Source organism: Chryseobacterium vietnamense, from assembly GCF_031454475.1.
GTDB lineage: Bacteria > Bacteroidota > Bacteroidia > Flavobacteriales > Weeksellaceae > Chryseobacterium > Chryseobacterium vietnamense.
In genome coordinates this window covers 269,735-284,435 of the sequence record NZ_JAVDQX010000001.1, presented here as the reverse complement: position 1 = coordinate 284,435, position 14,701 = coordinate 269,735, and the positions used below count along the sequence as shown (strand labels likewise).

Annotated in this window: 14 protein-coding genes; 4 read left to right on the top strand and 10 right to left on the bottom strand. The window is 36.3% G+C overall.

The window, feature by feature from the left end:
* Positions 1-68: 68 nt before the first annotated feature.
* Positions 69-962, bottom strand: coding sequence for an SMP-30/gluconolactonase/LRE family protein (locus J2786_RS01220; protein ID WP_047432379.1), 894 nt, complete (start codon positions 960-962; stop codon positions 69-71).
* A gap of 253 nt (positions 963-1,215) precedes the next feature.
* On the opposite strand from J2786_RS01220, the gene ccoG reads away from it, so the two are divergent.
* Positions 1,216-2,658, top strand: a complete 1,443-nt coding sequence (gene ccoG, locus J2786_RS01215) for a cytochrome c oxidase accessory protein CcoG (RefSeq protein WP_052187007.1) — start codon at positions 1,216-1,218, stop codon at positions 2,656-2,658.
* Positions 2,659-2,835: 177 nt separating this feature from the next.
* Here ccoG and J2786_RS01210 read toward each other — a convergent pair whose 3' ends face one another.
* Positions 2,836-3,717: an AraC family transcriptional regulator gene (locus J2786_RS01210; RefSeq protein WP_047432382.1), complete on the bottom strand. Its 882-nt coding sequence runs from the start codon at positions 3,715-3,717 to the stop codon at positions 2,836-2,838.
* A gap of 209 nt (positions 3,718-3,926) precedes the next feature.
* Here J2786_RS01210 and J2786_RS01205 point away from each other — a divergent pair, with 209 nt between their 5' ends.
* Positions 3,927-4,271 (top strand): MerR family transcriptional regulator, encoded by a 345-nt coding sequence (locus tag J2786_RS01205; RefSeq protein WP_034695336.1) that lies wholly within the window; start codon positions 3,927-3,929, stop codon positions 4,269-4,271.
* Positions 4,272-4,377: 106 nt separating this feature from the next.
* Here J2786_RS01205 and J2786_RS01200 read toward each other — a convergent pair whose 3' ends face one another.
* Entirely contained in the window at positions 4,378-4,602 is a 225-nt protein-coding gene (locus tag J2786_RS01200) for a hypothetical protein (RefSeq protein ID WP_047432385.1), read from the bottom strand.
* A 416-nt stretch (positions 4,603-5,018) separates the two neighbouring features.
* Between J2786_RS01200 and J2786_RS01195 the strand changes: the two genes are divergently transcribed.
* Entirely contained in the window at positions 5,019-6,284 is a 1,266-nt protein-coding gene (locus J2786_RS01195) for a ComEA family DNA-binding protein (RefSeq protein WP_047432387.1), read from the top strand.
* 78 nt (positions 6,285-6,362) lie between these two features.
* Here J2786_RS01195 and J2786_RS01190 read toward each other — a convergent pair whose 3' ends face one another.
* From J2786_RS01190 to J2786_RS01165, 6 genes are all read right to left on the bottom strand, one after another.
* Positions 6,363-7,586 carry a YncE family protein gene (locus tag J2786_RS01190; RefSeq protein ID WP_310023662.1) on the bottom strand — a complete coding sequence of 408 codons (1,224 nt, stop codon included), beginning with the start codon at positions 7,584-7,586 and terminating at the stop codon, positions 6,363-6,365.
* Positions 7,587-7,753: 167 nt separating this feature from the next.
* Entirely contained in the window at positions 7,754-8,476 is a 723-nt protein-coding gene (gene rluF / locus J2786_RS01185) for a 23S rRNA pseudouridine(2604) synthase RluF (RefSeq protein ID WP_047432392.1), read from the bottom strand.
* Between the two features lie 33 nt (positions 8,477-8,509).
* Positions 8,510-9,208, bottom strand: coding sequence for a tRNA pseudouridine(55) synthase TruB (gene truB, locus J2786_RS01180; RefSeq protein ID WP_047432395.1), 699 nt, complete (start codon positions 9,206-9,208; stop codon positions 8,510-8,512).
* A gap of 20 nt (positions 9,209-9,228) precedes the next feature.
* Positions 9,229-10,047, bottom strand: coding sequence for an undecaprenyl-diphosphate phosphatase (locus J2786_RS01175; protein ID WP_047432398.1), 819 nt, complete (start codon positions 10,045-10,047; stop codon positions 9,229-9,231).
* 96 nt (positions 10,048-10,143) lie between these two features.
* On the bottom strand, positions 10,144-10,440 hold the full coding sequence (locus tag J2786_RS01170; protein ID WP_047432399.1) for a DUF3098 domain-containing protein: 297 nt from the start codon (positions 10,438-10,440) through the stop codon (positions 10,144-10,146).
* A 2-nt stretch (positions 10,441-10,442) separates the two neighbouring features.
* Positions 10,443-11,342 (bottom strand): cell division protein FtsX, encoded by a 900-nt coding sequence (locus tag J2786_RS01165; protein WP_034695324.1) that lies wholly within the window; start codon positions 11,340-11,342, stop codon positions 10,443-10,445.
* 91 nt (positions 11,343-11,433) lie between these two features.
* Here J2786_RS01165 and rsmA point away from each other — a divergent pair, with 91 nt between their 5' ends.
* Positions 11,434-12,204, top strand: a complete 771-nt coding sequence (gene rsmA, locus J2786_RS01160) for a 16S rRNA (adenine(1518)-N(6)/adenine(1519)-N(6))-dimethyltransferase RsmA (RefSeq protein WP_047432400.1) — start codon at positions 11,434-11,436, stop codon at positions 12,202-12,204.
* Positions 12,205-12,335: 131 nt separating this feature from the next.
* Here rsmA and J2786_RS01155 read toward each other — a convergent pair whose 3' ends face one another.
* Positions 12,336-14,693: a T9SS C-terminal target domain-containing protein gene (locus tag J2786_RS01155; protein WP_047432402.1), complete on the bottom strand. Its 2,358-nt coding sequence runs from the start codon at positions 14,691-14,693 to the stop codon at positions 12,336-12,338.
* Between the last annotated feature and the right edge of the window lie 8 nt (positions 14,694-14,701).

The following is a 14,701-nucleotide window of genomic DNA, read 5'->3' as shown; positions in this document are numbered from 1 at the left end:
TTATCCTTTATTGTCATTGCGAGGAGCATAGTGCCGAAGCAATCTGCACTCCCCGCAATGACATAATATTATTTAATTCCTCTTACTCTCAGAGGGAAAGTATACACTGACTTAGAGGCAGTAATGAACAGAATATCATTATTTTTACCACCAAAAGTAACATTGGATGTCCAGTCTTCAGGAATCGGAATATGATAAATCTTCTTCCCGGAACTGTTGAAAACATGCACTCCATCTCCTGTCAGGTACAGATTTCCGTGTTTATCCATCGTCATTCCGTCTGAACCCATTTCACAGAAAAGTTTTTTCTCAGACAGTTTTCCTTCACCCAAAATATCATACACATAGGTTTTTCCGGCATCAATATCAGATAAATACAATTTCTTTAATTTCTCACTTCCTACAATTCCATTGGGCTGTGTGAAGGTTTCCAGTTTTGTAACTTTTCCTGACTTATCTCTGTAATAAAGACTTTTATGTTGAATCTCCTGTTTAAAACCAACCCAGTAATCTCTTTCATACAAAGGATCTGTAAAATACATTCCGCCAAATTCATCATTCCAGACATCATTGGGGCCGTTCAGCCTTTTCCCTTCAAAACCTTTTAGCAGAACTTCTACTTTTTTATCTTTGGATATCTTCCATATCTCACCCTGATCGTCTGAACAGGTAATCAAATATCCATCTTTGTCAAAGTGAGTTCCGTTTGCCCTTCCTGTTTTATTTAAAAACTCTATCACCTGATTGTTTTTCCAGTCCCAATAATAAATCTTATCATTAGGCTGATCGGTGAAGTAAACGTTACCTTCTTTATCTGCTGATGGACCTTCTGTGAAACTGAACTTATCTGAAACCTTTTCCGGCTGCACTCCCTCATAAAACATTTTATTATAATTTACTGATTGACAGTTTACCAATGCGAAAACCAAACCAATCATACCTATTTTAAATATATTCTTCATGCTTCATTTTTAAGGCTGCAATTTACGATATGGTCCACAGGTTTCAAAATATTTTCCCGTTTTGATACAATAAAAACACCATACACAAAATGTCCCAATTGTCCTATTTTGGAAGTAGATCATATTAGTAATAAAAAGATATAATCCGGAGCTTTGCAGTACCAGAATCGATCACTTTTTCATGGCAACATCAATATGAAAACAAGACCGGTCAGGATGAAAATTGTACCAAAATACTTTATAGCATACAACAATGAGCGCAGAGTCCAACAATATCAAGTCTTTGGAAATTGAAAATGAAGATTTCAGAAATTCAGTGGGAACCATGGATGAAACCGGCAAAAGGAAGTGGATTTTTCCCAGAAAACCCAAAGGAAAATATACCAACTACAGGAATTACACCAGCTATTTTCTTCTTGCTTTATTTTTTGGATTGCCGTTTGTAAAGATCAATAATAATCCTTTTCTGCTGATCAATGTCATCGACAGGAAATTCTTTATTCTCGGACAACCGTTTTACCTGCAGGACTTTTTCATTCTTGCTTTAGGGGCAGTCACCTCAGTCATTTTTGTGATGTTGTTTACTGTAGTGTTCGGAAGGATATTCTGTGGCTGGCTGTGTCCGCAGACTCTTTTTATGGAAATGGTTTTCCGCAAAATCGAATACTGGATTGAAGGAGACCGAAATAAACAGATGAAGCTGGACAGACAGGAATGGGATGCAGAGAAAATTCGGAAAAGACTGACGAAATGGTCTGTTTTCCTTTTAATTTCATTGATTATCTCTCACTTTATGTTCATGTATATTGTGGGCTACGAAGAGGTTTTCCGTATTATGAGTGAAGGACCTGAAGCCAACTCACTGAAGTTTATCGTTATGATCTTCTTTACGATGACATTTTATTTTGTTTTTGCATGGCTTCGTGAGCAGGTTTGCACGTTAGTTTGTCCTTACGGGAGACTGCAGGGTGTATTGATTGACAAGCAAACCATTAATGTATACTATGATTTTAAAAGAGGTGAAGGCCGAGCAAAATGGAGAAATAACGAAGACAGAAAAGCAGCAGGAAAAGGAGATTGTATCGACTGTAACCAATGTGTCGTAGTATGTCCTACAGGAATTGATATCAGAAACGGACAGCAACTGGAATGTGTGAACTGTACAGCCTGTATCGATGCCTGTGATGAAGTCATGGAAAAGGTCGGCTTACCTAAAGGGTTGGTACGTTATGCTACAGAAGCTGAGATTGAAAACCGTGATACATTCAGATTCACCCCAAGAATGAAAGCTACAACCGTTATCCTCGCCTTGCTAATTGGATTCCTTGGATTTTTAATGTATGACCGTGGTTCTATGGAAGCCAAATTCATTAAACCCGCTGGTTCTACATTTTTCATTAAGAACGGTAAAATCACCAATACTTTTATTTATACTCTTCTGAATAAATCAAACGAGAAAAAGATCCTTACCATTAAAGTGATCACTCCAACGAATGCGGAAATCACTTATTTCGGTTCTGAAAAAATTATTTTGAAAGGAGATCAGATTCTGAAAGGAAACATCAACATTTCCTTCCCCGAAGACGAAATTAAATTCTCAAAACAAAACATGGTCATCGGCGTATTTGATGAAAAAGGAAAACTTGTAGATTCGTTTGAAACAACTTTTGAAGGACCGTTTAAGCTGGCGCTTTAGGTTGCAGATGGCAGGTGGCAGGTTGCAGACATAGGTGACAGGGATAAGAATAGTAGTTGATATTTCCCTAATTCCCCTCCTCCGGAGGGGTGGCGAAAATTCAAAGAATTTTTGACGGGGTGGTTTTCAACAGCCTCTCTCCAAACTTTGAACCTGACACTTTAAATTTTACACTCATTAAGCCTTATATTTCCTCATGAACTGCGTAGGAGTCATTCCGGAGCTTTTCCGGAATACTCTTACAAAGTAGGAATATTCTTCGTATCCTAAACGAAAAGCAATTTCTACGAGGCTTTCGTCCAGATACATAAGCATTCTTTTGGCTTCCAGCACTACCCTTTCTGTAATTACATCAGTGGCCGTTTTTTGAACAACCGTCTGCGCAATCCTGTTCAGATGTTTGGATGAAATACCTAATAAAGAAGCGTAATAGGTAATAGATTTATGTTTTGTGAAATTTTGCTCGATAAGGTTTTCAAAATCCTGATAATGTTTAAAATAAGAAAGTCCGGCAGCAGAATCCGCTGTATCAAAGTCCCTTGAAAACAATCTGCTAGCATTGATAAAAACCTGAGACATCAAGGATAAAATCAGCCCCTCTTTCATGATATTTTTAGTCTGATATTCTTCTCCGAGTTCCATAAATAAACTGATATTTTTCACAAGCTCCTCAGCATCCAACTGTAGTTTTCTGGGAAAAGATACAGATCCAAAAAAGGGAAAATTTCTCAGTTTCTGATTTACATAATGCATTTCATAGAATTCCTGTGAACAAAAGAAAATGTACCCATCAATATCTTCGGAAAGTTCCCAGCTGTGAATCTGTCCCGGCGACAGAAAGAAAAGACTTCCTTCCGAAACTTCATACCTCTGAAAATCGATCTCATGTACTCCTGTTCCCTGAGTAAAAAGAACAGCTGCATAGAAATCATGTCTATGAGGTTTTTCTATATGGCGATGTCCCACCACCAAATGATTCTTCATCGTGTTAAAATAAAAATCTGAAGTGTTTTTACCCGCCTGAAAAAGGTCGATATGAAGAACGGAGATTGGATTCATCTATATTTATATATCATAAGAATTTACAAATTTAGACAAAAAAGATCCAGTATATCATGATCCTTTATATCTGCGACAACAAACATTGCTTTTGAATCATGAATTAAACCACATCAATACCTTTGAAACAAAGTATGACCGCACATTTTACAATATATTTTGGATTAAACTTTAAAAAATTTTTATCTTTGAGGTTTAGGAGTTGTAAAATGAAAATAAATTTACCTGATAAGCTGTATTATTCTATAGGAGAAGTTGCGAAAGCATTCGATGTAAACACTTCATTAATACGTTACTGGGAACAGGAATTCCCGATTATCAAGCCTAAAAAAAACAGAAAAGGAAACCGATATTTCACTCCTGAAGACATCAAAAATCTTCAGATGATCTACCATCTCGTGAAAGAAAAAGGATATACCCTTGACGGAGCCCGTGTCGCTCTGACCACCAACAGTAAAATTTCCGAAACGATTACTCTGATTGACCGCCTGGAGTTTGTAAAAGCTGAGTTGATCAAGCTGAAAGAATCTTTAGGAGAAAGAGAAGAAGAATAATTTCTTTGAACATATAGAAACCTCCGCTGCAATTAATTTGCAGCGGAGGTTTTATTGATGGATATACCTTTGGAAGACAATAACTTATTATTATTTTTGTTCAAAACTACTCTTCTTTCTTAAAACTCACCACCAGATATTCTCCGTTTGAACAATATTTCTTACAGCTATCATCCTTAAAGTTTTCAGGTTTTTTGGTATACTCTTCTATATACCTTGCACTTTCAGTTGTATCAGCGGGAACTATAACGATATGGTAATTGTCAACCACTGTATTGTCGGCTTTTTTCAATGCTTCTTCCTTGTATTTCAATGCTTCAGTGTAATTCATATTTCTATTGATTAATAAGGTTAATAGGTATGATAAAAAAATTACAAAAACCAAGCCGTTTGAAGGAAAATACTAATAATTAGTTTATTAAAACGAAACGAATCTAACACTTTTTAAGGCACGAAAACCACAATACTTCAACCTACTATAAATCATACTATTAACAACCATATTTCCTCTATATTGTATTGCAATTAGTATTATTATGATGCAAAATATCTATCTACAGCGACAAAATCTGTAGTGTTAAAAATAAAAAATCCAATCAGAGTATTCAGTATCAATTACGAAATTATATCGCCCAAAAGACAATATTCTCATTGCCTTATACACAATAAAACACTTTCTCTATATCATATTTAACTATTTCATTATCAACTATTGCTACGGTTTATTTTTATCAATAAGTTTACTGCATGATGAGAAAAAGCTACTATCAAAAATTGGCATTGATGGTCACAATGCTGACTGTTTTATTGGCATTTCAGAAATATACCAGCCGTGAAAAAGAACCGTTTCCTGAAGTCAGGTTCATTACAAATGCTGCAATGCCAGCAAACTTATCAGATTTTGATCCGAATACGCTGGACAAAGACCAGTGGCAGAAACTTGGATTTTCAGAGAAACAAACTGCCACCATTCTGAAGTATAAAGATATTGTAGGAGGAAAATTTACTTCAAAAGAGCAGTTGAAAAAATGCTATGCTATTTCTGAAGAGAAATTCAGTGAACTGGCCTCTTTCATTTTGCTTCCTGAGATAGGTGAAAAAGGAAATTCAAAAGGATTCACTAATTCATATGGAAAGAAAGGAATTATGATTTCAGGAAAATTCGATCCTGATCAGTTTTCTGCCAATGACTGGCTTAAGATGGGTTTCAGTGAAAAGCAGGCCGAGGCTATTATAAAGTATAGAAGTTATCTCGGGGGAAGTTTTATCAGTAAAGAAAAGTTTAAAGAATGCTTTATCATCTCTCCGGAAAACTACAGCAAACTTGCTCCTTATCTTTTACTTCCGGAAAAAACCCCGGAAAACATCAGGAATTTCGGAAAGACCAATACTGTAAAATCCAAGATTCAATATCATCCGTTTGATCCTAATCAGCTGGACTTAGAGGGTTGGAAAGCATTTGGGTTTTCCGAAAAACAAGCCATCACTATCATCAGTTATCGGGACAGAAATTTACGGGGAAGTTTTAAAAGCTTAGATGATCTGCAAAAATGTTTTGTGATTTCTGCAGAGAAATTTCATGAAATGAAACCTTATATCAGGTTACAGGAAAAGCAACAGGAAAAAACAGACTTTTCAAAAACAGACCTTAATACCATTACCTTCAAACAGCTTATTGAGTTCGGACTGGATGAAAGAAGTGCCGGTTCAATCATTGGTTTCAGAAAAAAACTGGGAGGTTTTATGAATAAGCAGCAAATTCTAAGCACTTACAACATAGATCAGGATCTTGTTCAGAAACTGATTTCAATTGCACCATTGAACACTTCAGGTGTTCCTCGGTATTCATTAGTAGAAGCACCTGAGGAATGGCTTAAAAATCATCCTTATTTCAAATACTCGGCAGACAAAATCATATTCTACCGCATCAGTAATCCTGATGATAAAAAAATATGGAAACTTTTAAAGCTCAAACCTGAATATGAAGAAAGAATGAAGTTATACGTAAAATAATATAAAGCCTAAAATTAGATTACACTCTTCCAAATCATATTCTGGAAGAGTGATGTGCTGTAAATAATATCCTGCATTTTAGTGATGCATATAATTGCTTGGCCCGTTAGTTCCTTCGATGGACTCTGGTAGTATTCCATATTTATCCCGTAAATCTACTGTGCCTAGTTTTTTTCCCGTATTAATGTCAATTATACTAATGGTACCGGAATTTAGATTGGGTAGATCCAATAAATTATTCTGTACTGCCACAACGTCTTTTCCAGATTTGGTTTTAAAGAAAGCCATATGATGTGCACCCTTATCTGCATCAAGAGTCTTCAAAAGCTTTAGTTGGGGAAGATTATTAATATCAAAGACAAGTACTTTTCCAGGTTCAGCAAAACTGACATACAATTTGTTGGAATCATCAATATACATTTCAAGTGCCCAGCCTAAACCTTTTGTACTTCCGTCAAAGATCTTAGTAAAAGCATCATATTTTTTGGTTGTAGTATTATAGGGAGCAATCCAGATATCTCCGCCAAGCATTGTTGTAGCAAGTGCATATTGTGGAAACTTTCCGCGTAGTAACAATACTTCTACAGGAGCAGATAAATCCGTTGGAGAGTCTGCTACCTTATAAGTTTCTTTTATTTCGTAAGTGTTCAGGTCTAATAAGGTGCATGTATTCCCCATTCCGGTAGTGAGATCCGGGTGAATAGTGGATGACACCATCATTAATCCTTTTTCCTCATTAATGGAAATACCATGCGGATACATGATAAATTTGTTGGGATTGGATTGAATCGGAGCTTTAATCGTTTTGATAAGCTGATTATTAGCCGCGTTAAAAACACCTATGCTGCCATCTTTTGGACCTCCTGCTCCACCCATAAAGGTCATAAAATATCTGCCATCACTCGTAAAGAATAAATTTTCACCAACGGTATTTTCCCCGGTATCAATAGGCGTTGCATTGATTAATATGGGCTGTCCGTTTTTATCTTTTCCTGCTTTCACTTCATAAAGGTAGCTGCCTCCCAGAGCGGTTGTGAACATTTTATTGGCATTTTGATTGTAATAAATATGGTGAGGCAATACACCGACACCTAATTCAAGTTTGCTGCTGATATTTCCAAAATTGGGAGCTTCAGGATCAAGTTCAATAACGGCGATTCCGTCTGGCAATCCTTTTAAACTTCTGTAATCAATGTAAAACGAAGAATCATGCGGGTGATCCGGATAATAATTATCATTTTGACAACTCATCACTATTACCAAAGTAATAAATACTAGAACTGAATTAAATTTTAATTTCATGATTTTCAGGTTATTATTGTTGGTATTATAAATATAAAACATTTTCAATGAAAAATAAAATATATTACACCAATATGTGAAAAACAATATAGCAATAGCAGGTAATGCTTCCATGAGTTACTATCAGGAAGCATGAAATTAAAATCGTTAAAGTATTTTAGGTATTTCTAATCAATTGTTTTACTGGAATCTGCCAGCAAGGAGTTGAGTGTATTAAGTTCCTCATCCGTCATATCTCTCCATTTCCCAATTGGCAAATCAAGTTTGATATTCATGATACGGATTCGTTTCAGTTTTTTCACTTCATATCCGAGATATTCACACATTCTTCGGATCTGTCTGTTGAGTCCCTGAGTAAGGATAATTCTGAAATTCATTTCATCAATCTTCTCTACCTCACATTTTTTAGTCACCGTATCAAGGATTGGAACACCGTTTCTCATTTTTTCCAAAAATCTTGGAGTGATGGGCTTGTCTACACGAACAAGATATTCTTTTTCGTGATTATTGCGTGCTCTCAGAATTTTATTGACGATATCACCATCACTCGTTAAGAAAATAAGTCCCTCACTTGGTTTATCCAATCTTCCGATAGGAAAAATTCTCTTTGGATGATTGATATAATCTACGATATTATTTTTTTCACGTTTTGTATCTGTAGTACAAACGATTCCTACCGGCTTATTAAAAACGATATACACAGGTTTTTCCTGAACCTCTCTGATTGGTTTTCCGTCTACTTCTACCAGATCTTCATCAGAAACTTTGGTTCCTAACTCAGGAACTTTCCCGTTTATCTTGATTCTGCCTTCTTCCAAAAGTTTATCTGCTGCTCTTCTTGAACAGTATCCTACTTCTGATAAATATTTATTGATACGCGTTTTTTCCATTAGTCTTTTCCGTAACCGGGATAGTTTATATTTTTATAGGCCTTCAAATCTGTACTCGTTGTTCAAAAACTGATCTGTAGCATCTTCAATAGCATAGTCTCCGATTTTAGTACGTCTTAATTGGGTCAGATAAGCTCCTACTCCCAATTCCTGTCCGATATCATGGGCAAGACTTCTGATGTATGTTCCTTTTGAACATCCTACCATGAAACTCACCAAAGGAAAATCAATTTTAATATCTTTAATGTAATGGATGGTTGTTTTTCTTGCTTTCATTTCCACTTCTTCACCCGCTCTGGCAAGGTTGTAAGCTCTTTCGCCATTAATTTTAATAGCTGAGTAAACCGGAGGTTTCTGTTCAATTTCTCCAACAAATTTTTCCAATACTCCTATTACTTGTTCTTCAGTAATATGGGAAATCTCCTGGTGAAGAATTTCAGGTTTTTCGGTATCATAGGATTCCGTCTGCACCCCAATTTTGACTTCTGTCCAATATTCTTTGGGAGCATCCTGAATTTCAGGAATTTTCTTTGTGAATTTTCCACAACAAACAATAAGAAGTCCAGTTGCTCTGGGATCTAAAGTTCCGGCGTGTCCGATTTTAAATTTTTTAGGAAGGTCAAACTCCCTTTTAAGTTTATATTTCATTTTATTGACAGCCTGGAAGGAAGTCCAGTCCAAAGGCTTATCCAATAAAAAAATGTATCCTGATTTCAGTTCTTCAGCAGTCATGAATGGGTATAAAAGATTTCCTATTTAAAGAAATAAAAATAAATCAACAGGGCAACTCCAACAAAAATACGGTACCAGCCCCAAGGTTTGAATCCATACTTATTAAGCACTCCAATGAATGCTTTGATTGCAATAAGTGCTACAATGAATGCGACAACATTTCCTACGATGAAGATCATAATGTGATCCTGTGAAGCCATAATCATTTCATATCCTTTTTGCGGATTTGGAGTTTCTTTCCCCCACGTTTTTACGAAAACGGAATACACCGTTACCGCAAGCATGGTAGGAACTGCAAGGAAGAAAGAGAACTCTGCAGCTGCTTTTCTGGTAAGACCCTGTGCCATTCCCCCAATAATAGAGGCTGCACTACGGCTTGTACCCGGCATCATCGCAAGACACTGCCAGAAACCAATGGTAACAGCATTTCTTATGGTAATTCCTTTTTCATCATCAATTTTAGGATTTTTAAACCATTTATCAGCAAACAGTAAAACAACTCCCCCTAAAACCAATACTGACGAAATCGCAATCTGATTTCCAAGAACGGCTTCAATTTTATCATCGAATAAATATCCCAGCACCAAAGCCGGAACGACAGCAAATGCAAGTTTAAAATAAAACTGAATATTATTTAAGTCAAAAAACTTTTTCCAGTAGGCTACTACCACAGATAAAATGGCTCCAAACTGAATAGACACCTGAAACATTTTTAAAAATTCTGTTTCCTCCAGCCCCATAAGATTTGCAGTAAATCCCATGTGTGCGGTAGAAGAAATCGGAAGATATTCTGTTAGTCCTTCTACAATGGCAATAATAATTGCTTTAATTAAATCCATATTCCTTTAAAAAATTAAAAGATTAAGAGATCCGGAAACTCAGAATGCATAATTCTCAATTTCTTAATCTCTTAATCTCAAAATATAAAAATTTATTTATTTTCTTTTTAAGATCGCGTACACTTCTATCACAAATCCTATAACAACAAACAGAGGTGCTATTCTGATTCTTCTGATAGAAAAGATATCGTCATTCCATGAGTTAGGATCAAATTTCCCATCTACAGTATTGGCATCATGTCCCATCATCAGTAGAAATCCTACTACAATAAATGCTAACCCAATCAGCATCCATTTGAAATTCTGCTGTCCGAAATAGAAAGCGTTTTCCTGTGGTACTTCAGCTTCATGTCCAAAGTCTGAAGCGGAAAATTTATTTGTTTTTTTGCTCATTATTAAGAGTAATATAAATCGTCAACGTTTGATTTTAAGAATCTCCATGTAGCGAAAATCGTACTTAAGACAGAAATAAAAATTCCAACACCAAGTACCAGAATAACCAACCAGAAATACTGGTTATTGTCCTGTACGAAAGCAGAACCAATCTGGCTTGTGAAATAGTACCAAACTCCACCTAACGCAATAAGACCTATTACAGAACCGATAGCTCCCAGAATAATAGCTTCTACAATGAAAGGTTTAAGGATAAATCTTCTTTTCGCTCCTACAAGCTGCATTGTTTTAATAATAAATCTCTTCGAGAATATTTTCAGACGGATAGAGTTGTTGATCAATACAACAGCCAATATCAGGAACAACACTGAAAATCCTAAGATCCATTTCAGAATTCTGCTCAGGTTATTGTAGACGTCTACCATTAAAGTACTGTCATTTTTAACATCGATAATTCCGGGAACAGATTTGATCTCTTTAATTGCTTCATCAATTTTTGCAGGATCCACGAATTCCGGTTTTAAAGCTACTTCAATAGAGGAAGGGAAAATATTTTCTTCGAACAATGCATCACTGTCGATTCCCATAGTTTTTTTGGCTTCTTTAGCTGCCATATCCCTTGAAATATAAGTCGCTTTTTTTACAGGAGCTAATAACTGTACCTTTTTAAAAGTTTCTTCCTCAAGTTTTGCAATTTTTACAGAATCTTTAGCATCATAGTTTTCATCAAAGTAGGCGTTCACCACCAACTGTTCTTTGATATAGTCAGAATACTTCTGGGCATTAATCAGAATAAGCCCCATTAATCCTAACAAAAATAACACTAAGGCAATACTTATCACTACTGTAATATTGCTGGACCGAAGCCTTTTCTTATTAAATTCATCTACAGATTTAGCCATTAATATTAAAATTTTTGGCTAAAATAGAAAAAATCTTCCGAAATTTGGGACGAAATAAAGAAAATCACTGTTAATAAAATCATAAAAAACTTTGAGTGTAAAAGCAAAAAAACATCTTGGACAGCACTTCCTGACAGATGAAAATATCGCAAGAAAAATCGTAAAAGGTCTTAGTTTTGAGAACTATAATAACATTATGGAAGTAGGTCCCGGAATGGGCGTTCTTACCAAATATCTTCTTGAAAAGGATCAGAAGATTTATCTTGCTGAAATAGACACAGAGTCTATCGAATATCTGAAAAACAACTATACAAAGGTAACTGAAGAGACTTTTGTAGGCGATTTCCTGAAGCAGGATTTCAGTTTTATCAAAGACGATCAGATTGCTATCATTGGTAATTTCCCTTATAACATCTCGTCACAGATTTTGTTTCAGATTGTAGATCATTATCAAGTGATCCCGGAAATGGTGGGAATGTTCCAGAAAGAGGTTGCTGAAAGAACGGCTGCTGTTCCCAGAACTAAAGATTACGGTATTCTTTCTGTTCTGATACAGGCTTATTATGATGTATCTTACATGTTTACGGTACATGAGAATGTCTTCAACCCTCCGCCAAAAGTAAAATCAGGAGTGATCAGGCTTACAAGAAATCCAAAGGAAGGGCTTGCAGGCAATGAAGTTCTGTTTAAACAGATTGTAAAAACAGGTTTCAATCAAAGAAGAAAAAAGCTGTCTAATGCTTTAAAGTCACTTAATATTCCTGAAGCCTTAAAAGGACATGAATTTTTAGATAAGAGAGCGGAAGAACTCAGTGTAGCAGATTTTATACACTTCGCGAATCTTTGGAAAGAAAATCAATAAAAACAATCACTATAAAGCTCCTTTACCGGGAGCTTTTTTTCTTGAAAAAATTACGACAACCTTATTCGTTAAAAAGTAGAAAGCCTTTCAAATAAATCTGAAAGGCTTTCTTTTATATCACATTATCAATTTTAGTTTCTGTTCTTCAACATGATCCATCCAGACCAGTTCATCTGAGCTTTTGATTTTGGATACTCAAAGTTGAACTTATACCAGTATGTAGCTGTAGGAAGTCTCTTACCCCCTACTGTTCCGTCCCAGATAGGATTTTCTTTCGAGAATCTGAACATTTCCACTCCATATCTGTCATATATAGAACCGGTAAAGTTTTTAAAGTCTCCAAGAGCTTTAAGATCCAGTACATCATTGATTCCGTCTTCGTTCGGAGTAATGATATTGTTGATCTGTAATGTAAAGAATTCAAGAGATCCCACACAATGTGTTCCTACTCTTCTTACTAGAACAGTATAGTTGGTATTATCCAAAAGATTCGTAAATACATTGGAAGCCTGCCATGTAATACCACCGTCAAGAGAATATTCCAAAGTACTTGGGGTATTGTTCATTGGCGGGTTTTCGGCTGTAATCGTTACTGATTTTTTGATGCTTTCATAATTTAAAGCGGTAACAAAAGGAGTTGCAGCGCCCATTATTTTAGCTTCAAAAACTTTCTTACAGATACCGTTATCAATTTCCACTGAGTAGATGCCCCATTGGTTGACATTAATTTTCTGCGTTGTAGCACCTGTGCTCCAAAGATATTTATAACCATCACCAGCTCCTGCATCCAGCGTTACGATATCACCTACACACATTTCAACATCTTTTAATGGAGAAGTGATTTCTGGTGTTACTTCAATTCTAATCGTTGCCGGGTTAAGCGATTTACAACCTTTTGCTCCCAGTGCGTATACTGTAAAAGTTGTGGTCTGGTATAGCGTAACGGTCTGTATATTCCCTGTTCCCATGAAATTGCTCCAAAGATAAGTATCTCCTCCTTCAGCAGTAAGTGTTACAGATTCCCCCGGACATATTTTTATTCTGGAAGATTTCAATTTAGCAGTTGGTGTTGCTTCTTTCTGCAATGTCAATTCTACAATTTTACTACAGAATCCTCCATTGGAAACAAGCACATACAGAATCTGCCCATCATTACCATTATAATTTAAAGGAGTCTGAATATAGCTGTTATTCTGTGCAATAGCATCCGCCTGATTTTCATAGAATTTAAAGATAGCTCCAGGCGTTGGGCTGATGGTAGGCATAATTGTACTTAAATCAAAAGTAGTAATATCCGGTGTAGTACAAAGCAGCAATGTTGCATCCTGAGCCTGAGGTGTTGTGCCTCCGTGAATCTGGATGGAAGCTTTACCCGGACATGGGTTACCGGGAACACTTACTTCAATGGTATAGGTACCAGGCTGTATTGCAGTAATTGTATTTGTTGTTGCATTAGGTATTGGAGTACCATTAAAAAACCACTGATAAACAAGGTTAGGATCATTTACAGACGCTGTAATTACCTGAGGTACATTATCACATACATTGATATCTGAAGGTAATTTTGTTCCTGCAGGGTCTAAAAGGTCTACCCCGATATTGAAAGATCCTCCTTCAAGAAATACTGCAGAGTCATAACTGTGGTCACTATAATCGGCAATTACCATTTTGAAGTGGTATTGCTGTCCTGCTACTACAGTTGCTGTAGCAGTCAATGGAATCGTTCTCCCATTAAAATTTGTTTCAACATTCCCGGTGTTATATCCTGCAAAATATTGTTCGTTTACGGCACCGCAACTACCTGCAATTGCAGGGTGAATATTGGTAATACTTACAGGTCCTGCTCCTCCCGGAAGTACAGCCATATTTACATAAGGCCCACCTGAAGTAGGTCTCAATAAGATGGCAAATGCATCTGCAAAGGTACAAGGGAACGAGCCTGTATATTCTTCTGAGGCAATCAGATAATTAAATTTAATCTGAGAGGTTGTTGGAACGAAGTCAAACTCCAAAAGTACAGCATCATTCAATCTGCTTTCCACTACTCCAATCACCTGCGCAAGGTCAGCATCTGATCCTCCACCGTTAACGTCACTAAGGCCACCTTCAAAGGTATTACCAGCTCTTCTTGCATACCCTGTAGAAAGAATAAGCCCGTCTTTAAATGGAAAGTTGGTTGCAGCCTTATGAAAATATCCCCATGCTCTGTCTGCATCACTTGGAGCGTGGTTAGGCGTAATCTTCACATTGGACACATTGGGAGTAAGACAGGTATTAGTCCCGGATGAGATCAATACATCTTTAACCATCTTTTCAATTGTGTAAGCGGTTTCAGGATACTGCGGAGCATTCACATCAATAAAAGCACCAGCTCTTGCGGACAGATTTGAAGGTGTTTCTTTTGCATGTTTTCGTGGCGGCAGATTTTGTGAAAATAAAAAAGTCGAGATGACTAAAAAAAATAAACAAAGCGGTAGATATCTTCTCATAATATTTT